This is a genomic window from Pseudomonas sp. Marseille-Q1929 (assembly GCF_017316265.1).
Taxonomy (GTDB): Bacteria; Pseudomonadota; Gammaproteobacteria; order Pseudomonadales; family Pseudomonadaceae; genus Aquipseudomonas.
The window spans coordinates 113,470-129,783 of sequence record NZ_JAFLWU010000006.1 but is presented as its reverse complement, the minus strand read 5'-3'; the positions used below and the strand labels follow the sequence as shown (position 1 = coordinate 129,783).

Below are 16,314 nucleotides of genomic sequence, written 5' to 3'. Positions count from 1 at the left end.
GATTGTAGAAAACAGGGAACACCCGCACGCGCCCATGCTCTATAACTGCATGACCTTCATCCTGCCCTTCTTGTGAGGTTTGCCATGCCCGTTACCGTCAATACGCTCAACCACGACAACTTTCGCCATAGCGTGAATATCAATAACCACGAACTGTTCACCGACCTGCCCAAGAGCCTCGGCGGCGATGATTCGGCGCCCTCCCCCCACGACTACTTCGACGCCGCACTGGCCTCCTGCAAGGCCTTGACCGTGAAGCTCTACGCGCAGAAAAAGGACATCCCGCTCACTGGCGTGACCGTGGAAGTCACCCACGACGCCACCGAGGAGCAAAAAGGCAAATACAAGCTCAACGTCAAGCTGACGCTCAAAGGCGTGCTAACCGATGCCCAGCGCGACGAACTGCACCGCGTGGCCGACCGTTGCCCGGTGCACAAGCTGATGACCACCGCCGAGATCAGCATCGACACCACCTTGTCGGAAGGCGCCTTCAGCCAGTAGCGGCAACATCCCGGCGAGCGGGTTATGCTCAACGCCATCCAACCCGCTCAGACTGGGACCTGCCATGACCGCCCTTACCGTGATCCGCCCGCGCCCCGAAGACGTGGAAGGCCAGCCGATCCTGCGCCCGCTGCCCTCCCGTGAATGCCGCAGCGTCGGGCCGTTCGTGTTTTTCGATCATATGCTGCCGACCCGCTATGCGCCGGGCAGCGGCATGAATATCCGCCAGCACCCGCATATCGGCCTCTCCACCCTCACCTACCTGTTCGAAGGCACCTTGCAGCACAAGGACAGCCTGGGCTCGGACCAGGTGGTGCAGGCCGGCGACGTCAGCTGGATGACCGCCGGCAGCGCGATTGCCCACGTCGAACGCACGCCCGATGCCGTCAAGGCCGCAGGATTCAACCTGCACGGCTTGCAAGTATGGCTGGCCTCGCCCAAGGATCACGAGACCGGGCCAGGCCACTACAGCCATCACCCGGCGACAAGCCTGCCGCTCAGCGACAATCTGGGGGTACAGATTCGCCTGATCGCCGGCAGTGGTTTCTGCCTGAAGTCACCAGTACCCGTCCTGTCGCCGACGCTGTATGCCGAAGTGCGGATGCAGACGGCCACCACCCTGTTGATCCCCGATGAACATGAGGAACGGGCGGTGTATGTGCTGGAGGGCGACGTGCAACTGGACGGTGAGCCGCTGGAGGTACACAGCCTGGTGGTTTTGCCACAGGGTCAGGAGATGGCGTTGTTTGCCGAGACGGAGTGCCACTTGGTGGTGTTTGGCGGCGCGGCGCTGGATGGGCCGCGGCGGATCAATTGGAATTTCGTGGCGAGTGATCCGGCGGTGATCGAGCAGGCCAGGCAGCGTTGGGCGGCGGGGGATTGGCCGACGGTGCCGGGGGAATCTGAAAGGATTGAGTTGCCGGCGAGATAGCCATCGCGGGCAAGCCCGCTCCCACATTCTGATTTGTGAATACATTCAAATGTGGGAGCTGGCTTGCCTGCGATGAGGCCAGTACAGGCGCCGAAAAGTCAGCCCTGGAACACTTCATCCAACAAATCATGCATCGACTTGAACGCCCGCTTGGCCGTCTTCGCGTCATACATCATCTTGCCCGGTACATTGGCGTGCGGGTCGGTGAAGGAATGCACCGCGCCGCCGTAGCTCAGCAATTGCCAATCCACGCCAGCCGCGTTCATTTCATCTTCAAACGCCGGCAGTTGCGCTTTCGGCACCAGTGGGTCGGACGCGCCGTGCAGCACCAGCACTGAACCCTGGATGTGTTTCGCACCCGCTGGGTTTTGTGTATCGATGGTGCCGTGGAACGACACGGCGGCCTTCAGCGGTGCGCCGGTACGCGCCAGCTCCAGCGAGCAGAAACCACCGAAGCAGAAACCGAAGGTCGCCAGCTTCGCGGTGTCCACCTCGGCCTGACCTTGCAGTTGCGCAAAGGCCGCCTGCAGGCGCTTCAGCAACTCAGGGTTATCGTTCTTCAACGGCATCATCGCCGCGCCGGCCTCATCGCCATTCGACGGGCGTACGGTTTGCCCGTACAGGTCGGCGATCAGTACCACGTAGCCTTTGCTGGCGACGCTTTTGGCGATTTCTTCGGCACCCGCACTCACCCCCATCCAGTTCGGCGCCATCAACAGACCCGGTAGCGGGCCTTGGTGGCTGGCATCGAACGCCAGGCGGCTTTCGTAGGACTGGCCATCAAGCTGATAGACCACGGAACGCACAGTGACTTGGCTCATCATTTACTCCAGTTGAGGTGCACGAGAACGAAAAAGCCCGCCGAAGCGGGCTTTTCTACAACGGTGTCAGACCGACAGTTCAACCAACAGCTTGTTCAGGCGACGCACGTAGGCGGCCGGGTCCTTCAAGCTGTCGCCAGCGGCCAGGGCCGCCTGGTCGAAGAGGATATGCGACAGGTCGCCAAACCGCTCTTCGCTCTGCTCGCCGTCGAGTTTCTCGATCAACGGGTGAGCCGGGTTGAATTCGAAGATCGGCTTGGAATCCGGAACCTTCTGGCCGCTGGCTTCAAGGATCTGGCGCATCTGCATGCCCAGGTCCTGCTCGCCGATGGCCAGGATCGCCGGGGAATCGGTCAGACGGTGGGAAACCCGCACTTCGCTGACGGCATCGCCCAGGGCGGTCTTGATTCGCTCAACCAGGCCTTCTTTGGCCTTGGCGACTTCTTCGGCTTCTTTCTTCTCTTCTTCGGAGTCCAGGTTACCCAGGTCCAGGTCACCACGGGCCACGTCGACGAACGACTTGCCGCCGAACTCGCTGAGGTAGCTCATCAGCCACTCATCGATACGGTCGGTCAGCAGCAGCACTTCGATGCCTTTCTTGCGGAAGACTTCCAGGTGCGGGCTGTTCTTGACCTGGGCGTAGGTTTCGCCGGTCAGGTAGTAGATCTTGTCCTGACCTTCCTTGGCGCGGGCCAGGTACTCGGCCAGGGACACCACCTGCTCGCCGCCCTCTTCATGGGTCGAAGCAAAGCGCAGCAAGCCGGCGATTTTTTCCTTGTTGGCGAAATCTTCGGCCGGGCCTTCTTTCATGACCTGGCCAAAGTTTTTCCAGAAGCCCTTGTATTGCTCAGGCTCGTTCTTCGCCAGTTTTTCCAGCATGTCGAGTACGCGCTTGGTCAGCGCCGACTTCATGGAGTCGATGATCGGATCTTTTTGCAGGATTTCCCGCGACACGTTCAGCGACAGGTCATTGGAGTCGACCACGCCTTTGATAAAGCGCAGGTACAGCGGCAGGAAGGATTCCGCCTGGTCCATCACGAACACGCGCTGCACGTAGAGCTTGAGGCCTTTTGGCGCTTCACGCTGGTACAGGTCGAACGGAGCACGGGTCGGTACGTAGAGCAACGAGGTGTATTCCAGCTTGCCTTCGACCTTGTTGTGGGTCCAGCTCAGCGGGTTCTCGTAATCGTGGGCGATGTGCTTGTAGAACTCCTGGTATTCCTCGTCTTTGACTTTGGTACGAGGACGGGTCCACAAAGCGCTGGCGCGGTTGACCACCTCCCATTCCTGGGCAGGTTGTTCTTCGCCTTCGGCAGCGGCCTGTTCTTTCGGCAGCTCGATGGGCAAAGCGATATGGTCGGAGTACTTCTTGATGATGTTACGCAGGCGATAACCGTCGGCGAATTCATCTTCATTGGCTTTGAGGTGCAGCACGATACGGGTGCCACGGTCAGCCTTGTCGATGGTGGCGATTTCAAATTCGCCCTCACCTTTGGACGACCAGTGCACGCCTTCGCTGGCAGCGAGACCGGCACGACGGCTGAACACTTCAACCTTGTCGGCAACGATAAAGGCCGAGTAGAAGCCCACGCCGAACTGGCCGATCAGGTGCGAATCTTTCTTCTGATCGCCCGACAGGTTCTTCATGAAATCTGCGGTACCGGATTTGGCGATGGTACCCAGGTGGGTGATCGCGTCTTCACGGCTCATGCCGATGCCGTTGTCTTCGAGGGTGACGGTCTTGGCGTCCTTGTCGAAGCTCACACGGATTTTCAGTTCGGCGCCACCTTCCAGCAACTCAGGCTTGGACAGGGCTTCGAAACGTAATTTGTCGACAGCGTCAGAGGCGTTGGAGATCAATTCGCGAAGGAAGATTTCCTTGTTGGAATACAGCGAATGGATCATGAGGTGCAGCAGTTGCTTCACCTCGGTCTGGAAGCCCAGGGTTTCCTTTTGAGTTTCCACGCTCATGGTCATCAAACTCCAATTGGATGGCAGTGGCCGCTTACTCAATGATTGGCGGCGGGTTGTCATCCAAGTTGGGGGCTAAGGCCAGGATTTCAAGGGCGACTTGGTTCCTCGATCTTGAAATGCGCGCGAGCGGTGGCAATCGGTTCGGCCGCAGTGCTCTGCCAGGCGGTGATCGCGACATTCGCCACCCGCCTGCCTTGGCGCCATACCTGGCATTTGGCGTAGGTGTCGCGAAACTGGCCGGCGCGCAGGTAATCCAGGGAGAAGTCGATGATTTTCGGCAAGCCCGGCGCACCGGTAAATACCAGCAGGTGCAGCGCCGCCGACAGTTCCATGAAGCCGGCAATTACCCCGCCGTGAAGCGCCGGCAATATCGGGTTACCAATATTGTCCTTGCTGGCCGGCAAGCGAAACAGCAGCTCGTCCCCCAGACGGGTGCATTCGATGCCGATCAACTTCGCGTAGGGAATCAGGCTGAGCAGCTCATCGTAGTTGCCGCGCGCATGGGCCTGTTCCAGGCGGGTCTTGAATCGATGTGTCATGCCTGCTCTCCCTTGATGGCACTGCCCAGTCCTTGCGCGCCCTTGAGACGCTTGCCCATGCGCATGAACGTACCCACGACATGGGCGATGGGCTGCTGTGGGTCGTCCTGGTAGGCGAAACCACGGGTGAAAATCACGTCGGTGGTGACGCGGTAGCATTGGGCAAAGCCATACACGGGCTTGTGCGGCTCGGCCGGATGCATGTAGTCGATGCGCAGGTCGAGGGTCGGGCACACTTCGAACTCCGGCAAGACGCACAGGGTCGCCATGCCGCAGGCTGTGTCCATCAGGGAGGTCAAGGCGCCACCATGGATCACGCCCGTATTGGGATCACCGACGAGATGGAGCGCATAGGGCATGATCAGCGTGATGCCCTCCCCGCTCGCGTGATGAGCGGTAATACCCAGCACCTGACAATGGCGCAAGGCTGATACAAAGCGCGTCGCGCGCTCTAACAAAGGGTTTTCGGTCATTCGTTCGGGACTCTTATTAGTGTGGATCCGCAAAATCGGTGGCGCGGGCAAAAGTTCCTTTAAGTCAGCGGTTTATATATCTGTGAAACAAAAGGAACTAATGCCGGAGCCCCATGCTCGAAAGGCCAGTAGATATCTTCAATAAGGAGAAACACCCCATGCGCAAGACTTTAGCTATTTCCATGATGCTCGCTGCTGCCCTCGGTCTCGCTGCCTGCGACAAAAAATCCGAAGACAAAGCCCAAGACGCCGCCGCACATTCCGAGCAAGCTCAGAAAGACATGGCGAAGGCTCAGGATAAAGTGAACGACGCCGCGAAAGAAAACGCCGATGCTGCCAAAGCTCAGGCTGAATCGAACGCCGCCGCTGCAAAAGAAGCTGCACCTGCTACACCCGCCACCGGTTCTTGAGACCGCGGCGAGAAATAGCGCTGCTGCAAAAAGAAAGCCCGCTTAGATAGCGGGCTTTACTTTGTCTGGTTTTTTTATTTCAAGCGTTAGTTAAGCCGCCTCTTTAACCGCCTCCGGCAGCGGTGTGTCGGTCTGCGTATACACCATCACTTGCAGTACGTCGGAATGAAACTCCCGGCGGTACAGCACCAACACCACCCCGGTGCTCATCAACATGAACAACCAGGGGCTGACAAACCACGCCAACATGGTCATGCCGAAATAATAAGAACGCAGGCCAAAGTTGAACTGGTTGGCCGCCATGGAAATCACCCGCGCCGCACGCAGGGCGAACGCCTTGCGCTCCTGCTCCGACACATGCCGCTCACCGATCATTGGTGCCGAGCCCACCAGCACGGCCGCAAAGTTGTACTGGCGCATGCACCAGCTGAAGGTGAAGAAGGCGTAGACGAACACCAGTGCCAGGCACAGCAACTTGATCTCCGACATGCCTTGGGACGCTTGCTGCACCATCGGAATGTCCGCCAGCAACGACACCGCCCGTTCCGAGGCCCCCAGCACGGTGAGAATACCGGCGAGGATAATCAAGGTACTGGAGGCGAAGAACGAGGCGTTACGCTCCAGGTTGCCGATCACGCTGGCGTCGGCGATACGGTTGTCGCGCATCAGCATGCGGCGCATCCAGTCTTCACGATACAGATGCAGCACGCTGGCCAGGCAGGCCGTGTCCCGCGCTTTCCAGGTGGCGTAGCGGGTGTAGCCGCCCCAGCACAAAGCGAACCAGAGCGCGGCAAGCAGGTGGATCAGATTGGTTTCGATGAACGACATGCGGGTCCCTATGACGAGCGCGATCAATGTGGGAGCTGGCTTGCCTGCGATGGCGTCTGTTCAGTCACTGCTGAGCTAACTGGCACACCGCTATCGCAGGCAAGCCAGCTCCCACACTGACTGCGTTTCAACTTGAAAATTTCTTAACCTGTTCGACGTTAGCCCAGGCGAAAAGACACTGCCTGACAGCCAAAAAAAATGCCCCGTATCGATTGATACGAGGCATTTCGGTAAAGCCTTTAGCGGATCAGGCGATCGCTTCGCTGCGCTTGCCGAGCAGAAGATCAACCCCAAACGCCACCACCAGGGTCAATACCGACGGCACCAGCCACGCCAGGCCCTGCTCGCTCAGCGGCAGGTGCGCCAATTGCGACGGCATCCAGTCGGCCAGACCCGCGCCCTTGAGCGCATCGATGCAGCCAAAGATAAACGACACAAGCATCACCGGGCCGACAATGCGGCCCTGTTCATTCCAGAAGTCTTTGCAGAAGCTCAAGGCCACCAGCACGATGCACGGCGGGTAGATCGCCGTCAGTACCGGGATCGAGAACGCGATCAGCTTGGTCAGGCCCAGGTTGGACACGAACAGCGAGAACAGCGCCAGAATCACCACCAATGTCTTGTAGGACAATGGCAGGACGCGGCTGAAGTACTCGGCGCAAGCACAGGTCAGACCCACGGCGGTGACCAGGCACGCCAGCGAGATCAACACAGCCAGGAAGCCGCTGCCCAGGGAGCCGAAGGTGTGTTGCACGTAAGCATGCAGCACCGCTGCGCCATTGCTCGCGCCGGCGGCGACGGCATGGCTGCCCGAGCCCAGGCGGAACAGGCTGAAGTACACCAGGGCCAGGCCCACACCGGCAATCAAGCCCGCAATGATGGCGTAACGGGTGATGAGCTTGGGCGACTCGACGCCACGGGAGCGGATGGCATTGACGATCACGATGCCAAACACCAGGGCGCCCAGGGTATCCATGGTCAGGTAGCCCTGGATAAAGCCTTGGGAAAACGGTGCGGCCACGTATTCCGGGGTAGCGACACCCACTTCGCCGGCCGGCAAGGCAAATGCAGCGATACCGAGGATCGCCAAGGCGATGATCTTCAGTGGGGCGAGGAAGCGACCCACGGTATCCAGGAGTCGACCTGGATACAGGGAAACGAAGAACACCACCAGGAAGTACACCGAGCTGTAGAGGAACAGCGCCAGCGGGCTTTCGCCGGTCAGCGGCGCCAGGCCCACTTCAAAGGACACGGTCGCGGTACGCGGGGTGGCGAACAGCGGTCCTACCGCCAGATACGCCGCCGCCGCGAGCAGGCCACCGGCGATCTTGCCGATCGGGCTGCTCAACGCGTCCATACCGCCGCCGACCTTGGCCAGGGCGATCACGGTGACCACCGGCAAACCCACTGCGGTGATCAGAAAGCCCAGCGCTGCCATCCAGACATGAGGCCCGGACTGCAAACCAACGATAGGCGGGAAGATGATGTTGCCGGCGCCCACGAACAGGGCAAAGGTCATAAAGCCCAACGCCAGGATATCCTGGCTTTTCAACACTTTCATTTGAGGAAATACCACACTACTGAATCGGAATTTAGAGAGGGATTCCCTATGGATGAGGGAAATACTGCCAGCCCTGATGGGGGCCGACCGGTCTAGCGCGGGGCTTCCTTTTGGGAGGCACACGCATAAAGAGGCGGGTAGGTTACAGAATTTGGCTGACGAACGCACTGTTGCGGGGCGAACTGTCCGATAAGCGACATCCAAATGTCGCGTTTTCATACTTAACGTGGGAACGATCACCCAGAAAGCACAAAGGCCACCCGAAGGTGGCCTTTGTGTTGGTAAAGCGTCAGCTAAGCGCGAGGCTTACTTGACAGCCCAACCGGTCAGCTCGGACAAAGCCTTGCCGATGTCTGCCAGCGAACGCACGGTTTTAACGCCTGCGTCTTCCAGGGCAGCAAACTTCTCGTCTGCAGTACCCTTGCCGCCAGAGATGATTGCGCCAGCATGGCCCATGCGCTTGCCAGCAGGGGCAGTCACACCAGCGATGTAGGAAACAACCGGCTTGGTCACGTGTGCCTTGATGTAGGCAGCCGCTTCTTCTTCAGCCGAACCGCCGATCTCACCGATCATCACGATCGCTTCGGTCTTCGGGTCTTCCTGGAACAGTTTCAGGATGTCGATGAAGTTCGAACCTGGGATCGGGTCACCGCCGATGCCGACGCAAGTCGACTGACCGAAACCGGCGTCAGTGGTCTGCTTCACAGCTTCGTAGGTCAGGGTGCCGGAACGGGAAACGATACCGACTTTGCCTGGCAAGTGAATGTGACCTGGCATGATGCCGATCTTGCATTCGCCTGGAGTGATCACGCCTGGGCAGTTAGGGCCGATCAGGACAACACCCAGCTCGTCGCACTTAACTTTAGCGTCCAGCATGTCCAGGGTAGGAATGCCTTCGGTGATGCAAACGATCAGCTTGATGCCGGCGAAAGCGGCTTCCAGGATCGAGTCCTTGCAGAAAGGAGCTGGAACGTAGATCACGCTGGCGGTAGCGCCAGTTTGAGCCACAGCGTCTTTCACGGTGTTGAACACTGGCAGGCCCAGGTGCTCGGTGCCGCCTTTGCCTGGAGTTACACCACCAACCATCTTGGTGCCGTATTCGATGGCTTGCTGGGTGTGGAAACTACCTTGGGAACCGGTAATGCCCTGGCAGATAACTTTGGTGTCTTTATTGATCAGGACGCTCATTATTTGCCCTCCGCAGCTTTAACAACTTGTTGAGCAGCGTCGGTCAGGCTGGTAGCCGCGATGATGTTCAAACCGCTTTCTGCCAGTACTTTAGCGCCCAGTTCAGCGTTGTTGCCTTCAAGGCGAACAACAACCGGGATTTTCACGCCGACTTCTTTCACTGCACCGATGATGCCTTCGGCAATCATGTCGCAACGAACGATGCCGCCGAAGATGTTGACCAGTACTGCAGCGACGTTGGAGTCGGACAGGATGATCTTGAAGGCTTCGGTTACGCGTTCTTTGGTAGCACCACCGCCCACGTCGAGGAAGTTGGCTGGTTTGCCGCCATGCAGGTTGACGATGTCCATGGTACCCATGGCCAGGCCAGCACCGTTGACCATGCAACCGATGTTACCTTCCAGGGCTACGTAGTTCAGTTCGAACTTGGCAGCGTGCGCTTCGCGCGGATCGTCTTGCGACGGATCGTGGAAAGTCTTCAGCTTAGGCTGACGGTACATGGCGTTGGCGTCGATGTTGATCTTGGCGTCGAGGCAATGCAGATCGCCGTCAGCCTTGATCACCAGCGGGTTCACTTCCAGCAGGGCCAGATCGTGATCCTGGAACAGTTTGGCCAGACCTACGAAGATCTTGGCGAACTGGGCAACTTGCTTGCCTTCCAGACCCAACTGGAAAGCCAGCTCGCGACCCTGGAATGGCTGAGCGCCAACCAGTGGATCGATAGTGGCTTTCAGAATTTTTTCCGGGGTGTCATGGGCTATCTTCTCGATGTCCACGCCACCTTCGGTGGAAGCCATGAACACGATGCGACGGCTCGAACGGTCAACGACAGCGCCCAGGTACAGCTCTTTAGCGATATCAGTGCACGATTCAACCAGGATCTTGGTGACTGGCTGGCCATTGGCATCAGTCTGGTAAGTCACCAGACGCTTGCCCAGCCACTGCTGTGCGAAGGCCTTGGCGTCTTCTTTGCTGCGAACCAGCTTAACGCCGCCCGCTTTACCGCGACCACCAGCGTGGACCTGGGCTTTGACAACCCACTCGGTACCACCGATTTTGTCGCAAGCTTCTGCTGCTGCTTCCGGGGTGTCGACTGCGAAACCCTGGGATACTGGCAGGCCGTATTCAGCGAACAGCTGCTTACCCTGATACTCGTGAAGATTCATGCTTTTTACCGTCTTCGTTAGGTACTGCGCATTCGGCGCTGCGCTCATTATGAGTGCCGCGCCACCTGTGACTGCTGCTTGCGCAACTTGCGGGGCTCAAGGCCCGTAAAGCTGCGCAAGGCTGCGTCCAGCGGATATTCCGCGGTGAGTCTTGCGCGCAAGGCTCACGACGGGCAACTCCGCCGTGGTTTCTTATTATCTCGCTTAGCGCTTCTTGCGGTTGGCGATGTGGATGGCGCCGCCATTCACTGCCAACGCAGCTTCGTGCAACGCTTCGGACAGGGTCGGATGGGAGAAGACCATCATGCCCAGGTCCTCGGCACTGGTGCCGAATTCCATACCGATCGCGCCTTGCTGAACCAGTTCTGCAGCGCTCGGGCCAATCACGTGGACGCCCAATACGCGGTCAGTCTTGGCATCAGCGATGACTTTGACAAAACCACCGGTGTCGTTCGCTGCCATGGCACGGCCAGAAGCGGCAAACGGGAAGGTGCCGACGTTAACTTCAACGCCTTCAGCTTTCAACTGCTGTTCGTTCTTGCCGACCCATGCAATTTCCGGGTGGGTGTAGATAACCGATGGGATCAGGTCATAGTTCATCTGGGTTTTGTGGCCCTTGATGCGCTCGACAACCATGATGCCTTCTTCGGAAGCCTTGTGCGCCAGCATCATGCCGCGAACCACGTCGCCGATGGCGTACACGCCAGGCACGGAGGTTGCGCAGTGATCGTCAACGTGCACGTAGCCGCGCTCGTCGAGGCTCACGCCGCTGTCAGCGGCCAGCAGGTCGGTGGTCACTGGACGGCGACCAACGGCTACGATCAGCTTGTCGAAAGTGATGGTTTTTTCGCCATCCTTGTCGGTGTAGTTGACGACAACTTCTTCGCCGTTGACTTTCGAACCGGTCACGCGAGCGCCCAGCTTGATGTCCAGACCCTGTTTGGTCAGGGTTTTCAGCGCTTCTTTGGAGACAGCAGTGTCGGCAGCCAGCAGGAACGTGTCCAGGGCTTCCAGCACAGTCACTTCAGCACCCAGGCGGGACCATACCGAACCCAGTTCCAGACCGATCACGCCAGCGCCGATCACGCCCAGACGCTTAGGTACAGCCTGGAATTCCAGGGCGCCGGTCGAATCAACGATCACGTTGTTATCAACTGGAGCGGGTGGAATATCGATTGGGCGCGAACCTGGAGCCAGGATCACGTTTTCAGCTTCGATGATTTCGGTCGAGCCATCTGGCTTGGTGATTTCAACTTTCTTGCCAGCCAGCAGCTTGCCGTGGCCTTGCAGGGAAGTCACACCGTTGGCCTTGAACAAGGTCGCAACGCCGGAAGTCAGGCCCTTAACGATGTTGGCTTTACGGCCGACCATTGCTGGCACGTCCATGGTCACGCCAGCATGGTTGATGCCGTGGATCGCGAAGCCGTCTTGGGCTTCGTGGAATTTCCAGGAGCTGTCCAGCAGCGCCTTGGAAGGAATGCAACCGACGTTCAGGCAAGTACCACCCAGCGCCAGTTTGCCTTCCTTGTCGGTGTATTTTTCGATGCAAGCAGTCGAGAGGCCCAGTTGTGCGGCCTTGATGGCGGCAACGTAGCCGCCAGGGCCTGCACCAATCACTACGACGTCAAATTTCTGTGTCATGAAAATAGATCCTCTATTTGCGACAAGCTTTTAGCCGCAAGCTGCAAGCCAAGCTGCTTTTTCCTGCAGCTTGTAGCCCGCAACGTGCAGCTGCTTATATCAGATATCCAGCAGCAGACGAGCCGGGTCTTCCAGCAGGTTCTTGATGGTCACCAGGAACGTCACGGCTTCTTTACCATCGATCAGGCGGTGATCGTAGGACAGCGCCAGGTACATCATCGGGCGAATCACGACCTGGCCGTTGATGGCCATCGGACGCTGGATGATGTTGTGCATGCCCAGGATCGCAGCTTGAGGCGGGTTGACGATCGGGGTCGACATCATCGAACCGAAAGTACCACCGTTGGTGATGGTGAACGTACCGCCGGTCATCTCGTCGATGGTCAGCTTGCCGTCACGGGCTTTCTTGCCGAAGCCAGCGATGCCGCCTTCGATTTCAGCCAGGCTCATCAGCTCGGCGTTACGCAGGACCGGAACCACCAGGCCACGGTCGCTGGACACGGCAACGCCGACGTCAGCGTAGCCGTGGTAAACGATGTCGCCGCCGTCGATGGAAGCGTTGACGGCCGGGAAGCGTTTCAGCGCTTCGGTGGCCGCTTTCACGAAGAACGACATGAAGCCCAGGCGTACGCCATTGTGGGACTTCTCGAACAGGTCCTTGTACTTCGAACGCAGGGCCATGACTTCAGTCATGTCGACTTCGTTGAACGTGGTCAGCATCGCCATGTTCGACTGTGCTTCAACCAGGCGCTTGGCCACGGTGGCACGAACGCGGGTCATCGGTACGCGCTTCTCGGTGCGGTCGCCAGCGGCGAACACAGGCGCAGCGGCAGCCGGGGCAGCAGCCTTGGCAGGTGCGGCGGCTGGAGCGTTTTTCTTCGCTTCAACAGCAGCAACCACGTCTTCCTTGGTCACGCGGCCGTCTTTGCCGGTGCCTTTGATGGAAGCCAGGTTGATGCCGTTTTCTTCAGCCAGTTGACGCGCGGCTGGAGCAGCGATCGGGTCTTCAGCGCCAGCAGCCGGGGCGGCAGCAGGAGCCGAAGCAGCCGGTGCAGCGGCGGCCGGAGCGGCAGCAGCGCTGCCCTCTTCGATCGAGCCCAGAACCTGGTTCGACAGAACGGTTGCGCCTTCTTCGGCAACGATTGCGCCCAGCACGCCGTCAGCTTCAGCCAACACTTCCAGAACGACTTTGTCGGTCTCGATGTCGACGATCAGGTCGTCACGCTTGACGGCCTCGCCTGGTTTCTTGTGCCAGGTGGCAACGGTGCCATCGGCAACCGATTCCGGGAATGACGGGGCTTTGATTTCGATAGCCATTATCTGTGTGTCCTTAAAATTCGGTTTCAGTCAGCGCGAAGGCGTTAAACAGTGAAAGCATCTTGCAGCAGTTTTTCCTGCTGCTCGGCGTGCATCGACGCATAACCACACGCAGGTGCAGCAGAAGCGTCACGACCGGCGTACTCCAGGCCCAGGCCTGCTTTGTGGTTGCCGATACTGCGACGCAGGTGATGCTGGCTGCTGTACCACGCGCCCTGGTTCATCGGTTCTTCCTGGCACCACACCACGTTGGTGAGGTTGGTGTAAGCCGCGATGGCTTCCATCAGGTCGTCTTCCGGGAACGGGTAAAGCTGCTCGATACGCACGATGGCGATGTCTTCGCGGCCTTCGGCACGGCGTTTTTCCAGCAGGTCGTAGTAGACCTTGCCGCTGCACAGGACCAGGCGAGTCACCTTGGCTGCATCCAATGCATCGATTTCTGGAATCACGGTCTGGAACGAGCCTTCGGCCAGATCTTCCAGGGTCGAGATGGCCAATTTGTGACGCAACAGCGATTTCGGGGTCAGCACTACCAGCGGCTTGCGCAGCGGGCGGATCACCTGGCGACGCAGCAAGTGGTAGATCTGGGCCGGCGTAGTCGGCACGCACACCTGGATGTTGTGCTCGGCGCACAGCTGCAGGTAACGCTCCAGACGGGCCGAGGAGTGCTCCGGACCCTGACCTTCATAACCGTGTGGCAGCAACATGGTCAGACCGCACAGACGGCCCCACTTGTGCTCGCCGCTGGTGATGAACTGGTCGATAACCACCTGGGCACCGTTGGCGAAGTCGCCGAACTGGGCTTCCCAGATCACCAGCGCGTTTGGCGTGGTGGTCGAGTAGCCGTATTCGAACGCCAGTACGGCTTCTTCGGACAGGAACGAATCGTACAGGTCGAAACGTGGCTGGCCTTCGTACAGGTTCTGCAACGGGATGTAGGTGCCCGCGTCTTTCTGGTTGTGCAATACCGCGTGACGGTGCGAGAACGTACCACGGCCGATGTCCTGGCCGGTCATGCGGATCGGGTGACCTTCGAACGCCAGGGTCGCGTACGCCATGGTTTCGGCGTAACCCCAGTTGATCGGCAGGCCGCCGGCTTGCATCTTCTGACGGTCTTCGTAGATCTTCGCAACCTGGCGCTGTACGACGAAGCCTTCTGGAATTTCCAGCAGCTTGGCAGACAGTTCCTGCAAGGTTTTCAGGTCGAACGACGTATCGTGACGCGCAGTCCAGGTATGACCCAGGTACGGACGCCAGTCCACGAACAGCTCTTTGTTCGGCTCTTTGACCAGGCTTTTCACAACGTGCAGACCGTTGTCCAGCGCGTTGCGGTATTCGTCGATCTTCGCCTGAACACGCGCATCGTCAACCACGCCGGCCTTGGTCAGGCTTTCGGCGTACAGCTCACGGGTAGTGCGCTGCTTGGTGATCTGCTGGTACATCAACGGCTGGGTGCCGCTAGGCTCATCCGCTTCGTTGTGACCGCGACGGCGGTAGCAAACCAGGTCGATCACCACGTCACGCTTGAACTGCATGCGGTAGTCGATCGCGAGCTGGGTCACGAACAACACGGCTTCCGGATCATCACCATTCACATGGAGGATCGGCGCCTGGATCATCTTGGCCACGTCGGTGGCGTACTCGGTAGAGCGCGCGTCCAGCGGGTTGCTGATGGTGAAGCCGACCTGGTTGTTGATCACGATGTGAATCGTGCCACCGGTCTTGAAGCCGCGGGTCTGCGACATCTGGAACGTTTCCAGGACCACGCCTTGACCGGCAAATGCCGCGTCACCGTGGATGGAAATCGGCAGGACTTTTTCACCGGTAGCGTCGTTACGACGATCCTGGCGGGCACGGACCGAACCCTCGACCACTGGAGAAACGATTTCCAGGTGGGATGGGTTGAAGGCCATGGCCAGGTGAACTTCACCGCCGGTGGTCATCACGTTGGACGAGAAGCCCTGGTGGTATTTAACGTCACCGGAACCCAGCTCGACCTTCTTCTTGCCTTCGAACTCGTCGAACAGTTCACGCGGGTTCTTGCCGAAGGTGTTGACCAACACGTTCAGGCGACCACGGTGAGCCATGCCGATCACGATTTCCTTGGTGCCGTAGGAACCGGAACGCTGGATCAGCTCGTCGAGCATCGGGATCAGGCTTTCGCCGCCTTCCAGGCCAAAACGCTTGGTGCCTGGGTATTTGGTGCCCAGGTATTTCTCCAGGCCTTCGGCAGCGGTTACGCGCTCAAGCAGATGGCTGCGTACGTCAGCGGACAAAACCGGACGGCCGCGCACACCTTCCAGACGATGCTGGAACCAGTGGCGTTGCTCGGAATCGGTGATGTGCGTGAACTCGGCGCCAATGGTGCGGCAATATGTCTGCTGCAACGCTTCGTGAATTTCGCGTAGGCTCGCTTCCTCTTTGCCGATGAACAGGTCGCCGGCACGGAAGGTCGTATCAAGATCGGCATTGGTCAAGCCGTAATGATTGATCGACAGGTCAGCAGGTGCAGGACGCTTCCAGAGCCCCAGCGGGTCAAGCTGGGCCGCCTGGTGGCCGCGCATCCGGTAAGCCTGGATCAGTCGCAGTACTTCAACTTGCTTCTTCTCATGCTCACTGCTCACGCTGCCGGCGGAAACCGGTTGGGCGCGGCGCTGGTTCTTTGCCAGCAGCACAAATTGATCGCGAATTGTTGCGTGCGATACATCGGTGGCAGCGTTGCCGTCTGAAGACAACGTCTGAAATTTGGTGCGCCATTCTTCTGGCACAGCGTTAGGGTCGTGCAGGTAGAGCTCATAAAGCTCTTCCACATAGGCAGCGTTACCACCTGAAAGATAGCCGCTGTTCCACATGCGCTGCATCACGCTTTCTTGCATGCTTGGTCACCCTCGATTTGGGGACACCACCGGCGAAAACACCGAGTTTGCTTGCAAAAGGCCAAGTGCAGCGACCAAAACAAGCCAC

Annotated in this window: 14 protein-coding genes; 3 read left to right on the top strand and 11 right to left on the bottom strand. The window is 58.9% G+C overall.

Going from position 1 to position 16,314, the window contains the following annotated elements; all coding sequences use genetic code 11:
- Positions 1–84 precede the first annotated feature (84 nt).
- Both J1G37_RS10170 and J1G37_RS10165 read left to right on the top strand, forming a co-directional pair.
- Positions 85–501 carry an OsmC family protein gene (locus J1G37_RS10170; RefSeq protein ID WP_207041478.1) on the top strand — a complete coding sequence of 139 codons (417 nt, stop codon included), beginning with the start codon at positions 85–87 and terminating at the stop codon, positions 499–501.
- Between the two features lie 64 nt (positions 502–565).
- Positions 566–1,432, top strand: a complete 867-nt coding sequence (locus J1G37_RS10165; protein ID WP_207041477.1) for a pirin family protein — start codon at positions 566–568, stop codon at positions 1,430–1,432.
- A 98-nt stretch (positions 1,433–1,530) separates the two neighbouring features.
- Here J1G37_RS10165 and J1G37_RS10160 read toward each other — a convergent pair whose 3' ends face one another.
- The 4 genes from J1G37_RS10160 to J1G37_RS10145 form a co-directional block, all read right to left on the bottom strand.
- On the bottom strand, positions 1,531–2,253 hold the full coding sequence (locus J1G37_RS10160; protein ID WP_207041476.1) for a dienelactone hydrolase family protein: 723 nt from the start codon (positions 2,251–2,253) through the stop codon (positions 1,531–1,533).
- A gap of 66 nt (positions 2,254–2,319) precedes the next feature.
- Positions 2,320–4,224: a molecular chaperone HtpG gene (gene htpG, locus J1G37_RS10155; RefSeq protein WP_207041474.1), complete on the bottom strand. Its 1,905-nt coding sequence runs from the start codon at positions 4,222–4,224 to the stop codon at positions 2,320–2,322.
- 89 nt (positions 4,225–4,313) lie between these two features.
- On the bottom strand, positions 4,314–4,766 hold the full coding sequence (locus tag J1G37_RS10150; protein WP_124525318.1) for a PaaI family thioesterase: 453 nt from the start codon (positions 4,764–4,766) through the stop codon (positions 4,314–4,316).
- Entirely contained in the window at positions 4,763–5,239 is a 477-nt protein-coding gene (locus J1G37_RS10145; protein WP_207041472.1) for a PaaI family thioesterase, read from the bottom strand. Before J1G37_RS10145 ends, J1G37_RS10150 begins: the two co-directional genes overlap by 4 nt.
- 158 nt (positions 5,240–5,397) lie before the next feature.
- Here J1G37_RS10145 and J1G37_RS10140 point away from each other — a divergent pair, with 158 nt between their 5' ends.
- The gene (locus J1G37_RS10140; RefSeq protein ID WP_012723095.1) at positions 5,398–5,649 is read left to right on the top strand and encodes a hypothetical protein; all 252 of its coding nucleotides are present in this window, start codon (positions 5,398–5,400) and stop codon (positions 5,647–5,649) included.
- Between the two features lie 90 nt (positions 5,650–5,739).
- Here the strand turns inward: J1G37_RS10140 and J1G37_RS10135 are convergent, their stop codons facing one another.
- The 7 genes from J1G37_RS10135 to J1G37_RS10105 form a co-directional block, all read right to left on the bottom strand.
- On the bottom strand, positions 5,740–6,477 hold the full coding sequence (locus J1G37_RS10135) for a DUF599 family protein (protein WP_207041471.1): 738 nt from the start codon (positions 6,475–6,477) through the stop codon (positions 5,740–5,742).
- 247 nt (positions 6,478–6,724) lie between these two features.
- The gene (gene brnQ, locus J1G37_RS10130; protein ID WP_207041470.1) at positions 6,725–8,038 is read right to left on the bottom strand and encodes a branched-chain amino acid transport system II carrier protein; all 1,314 of its coding nucleotides are present in this window, start codon (positions 8,036–8,038) and stop codon (positions 6,725–6,727) included.
- Between the two features lie 306 nt (positions 8,039–8,344).
- Positions 8,345–9,226 (bottom strand): succinate--CoA ligase subunit alpha, encoded by an 882-nt coding sequence (gene sucD / locus J1G37_RS10125; protein WP_028621692.1) that lies wholly within the window; start codon positions 9,224–9,226, stop codon positions 8,345–8,347.
- Positions 9,226–10,392, bottom strand: a complete 1,167-nt coding sequence (sucC, locus tag J1G37_RS10120; protein WP_017734333.1) for an ADP-forming succinate--CoA ligase subunit beta — start codon at positions 10,390–10,392, stop codon at positions 9,226–9,228. Before sucC ends, sucD begins: the two co-directional genes overlap by 1 nt.
- A 204-nt stretch (positions 10,393–10,596) precedes the next feature.
- Positions 10,597–12,033, bottom strand: a complete 1,437-nt coding sequence (gene lpdA / locus J1G37_RS10115) for a dihydrolipoyl dehydrogenase (protein WP_017734334.1) — start codon at positions 12,031–12,033, stop codon at positions 10,597–10,599.
- Positions 12,034–12,132: 99 nt separating this feature from the next.
- A complete protein-coding gene (odhB, locus tag J1G37_RS10110) occupies positions 12,133–13,350 on the bottom strand; it encodes a 2-oxoglutarate dehydrogenase complex dihydrolipoyllysine-residue succinyltransferase (RefSeq protein ID WP_124525323.1) in 1,218 nt (405 codons plus the stop codon).
- A gap of 44 nt (positions 13,351–13,394) precedes the next feature.
- Complete coding sequence (locus tag J1G37_RS10105; RefSeq protein WP_017734336.1) at positions 13,395–16,226, bottom strand: 2-oxoglutarate dehydrogenase E1 component; 2,832 nt, start codon at positions 16,224–16,226, stop codon at positions 13,395–13,397.
- Between the last annotated feature and the right edge of the window lie 88 nt (positions 16,227–16,314).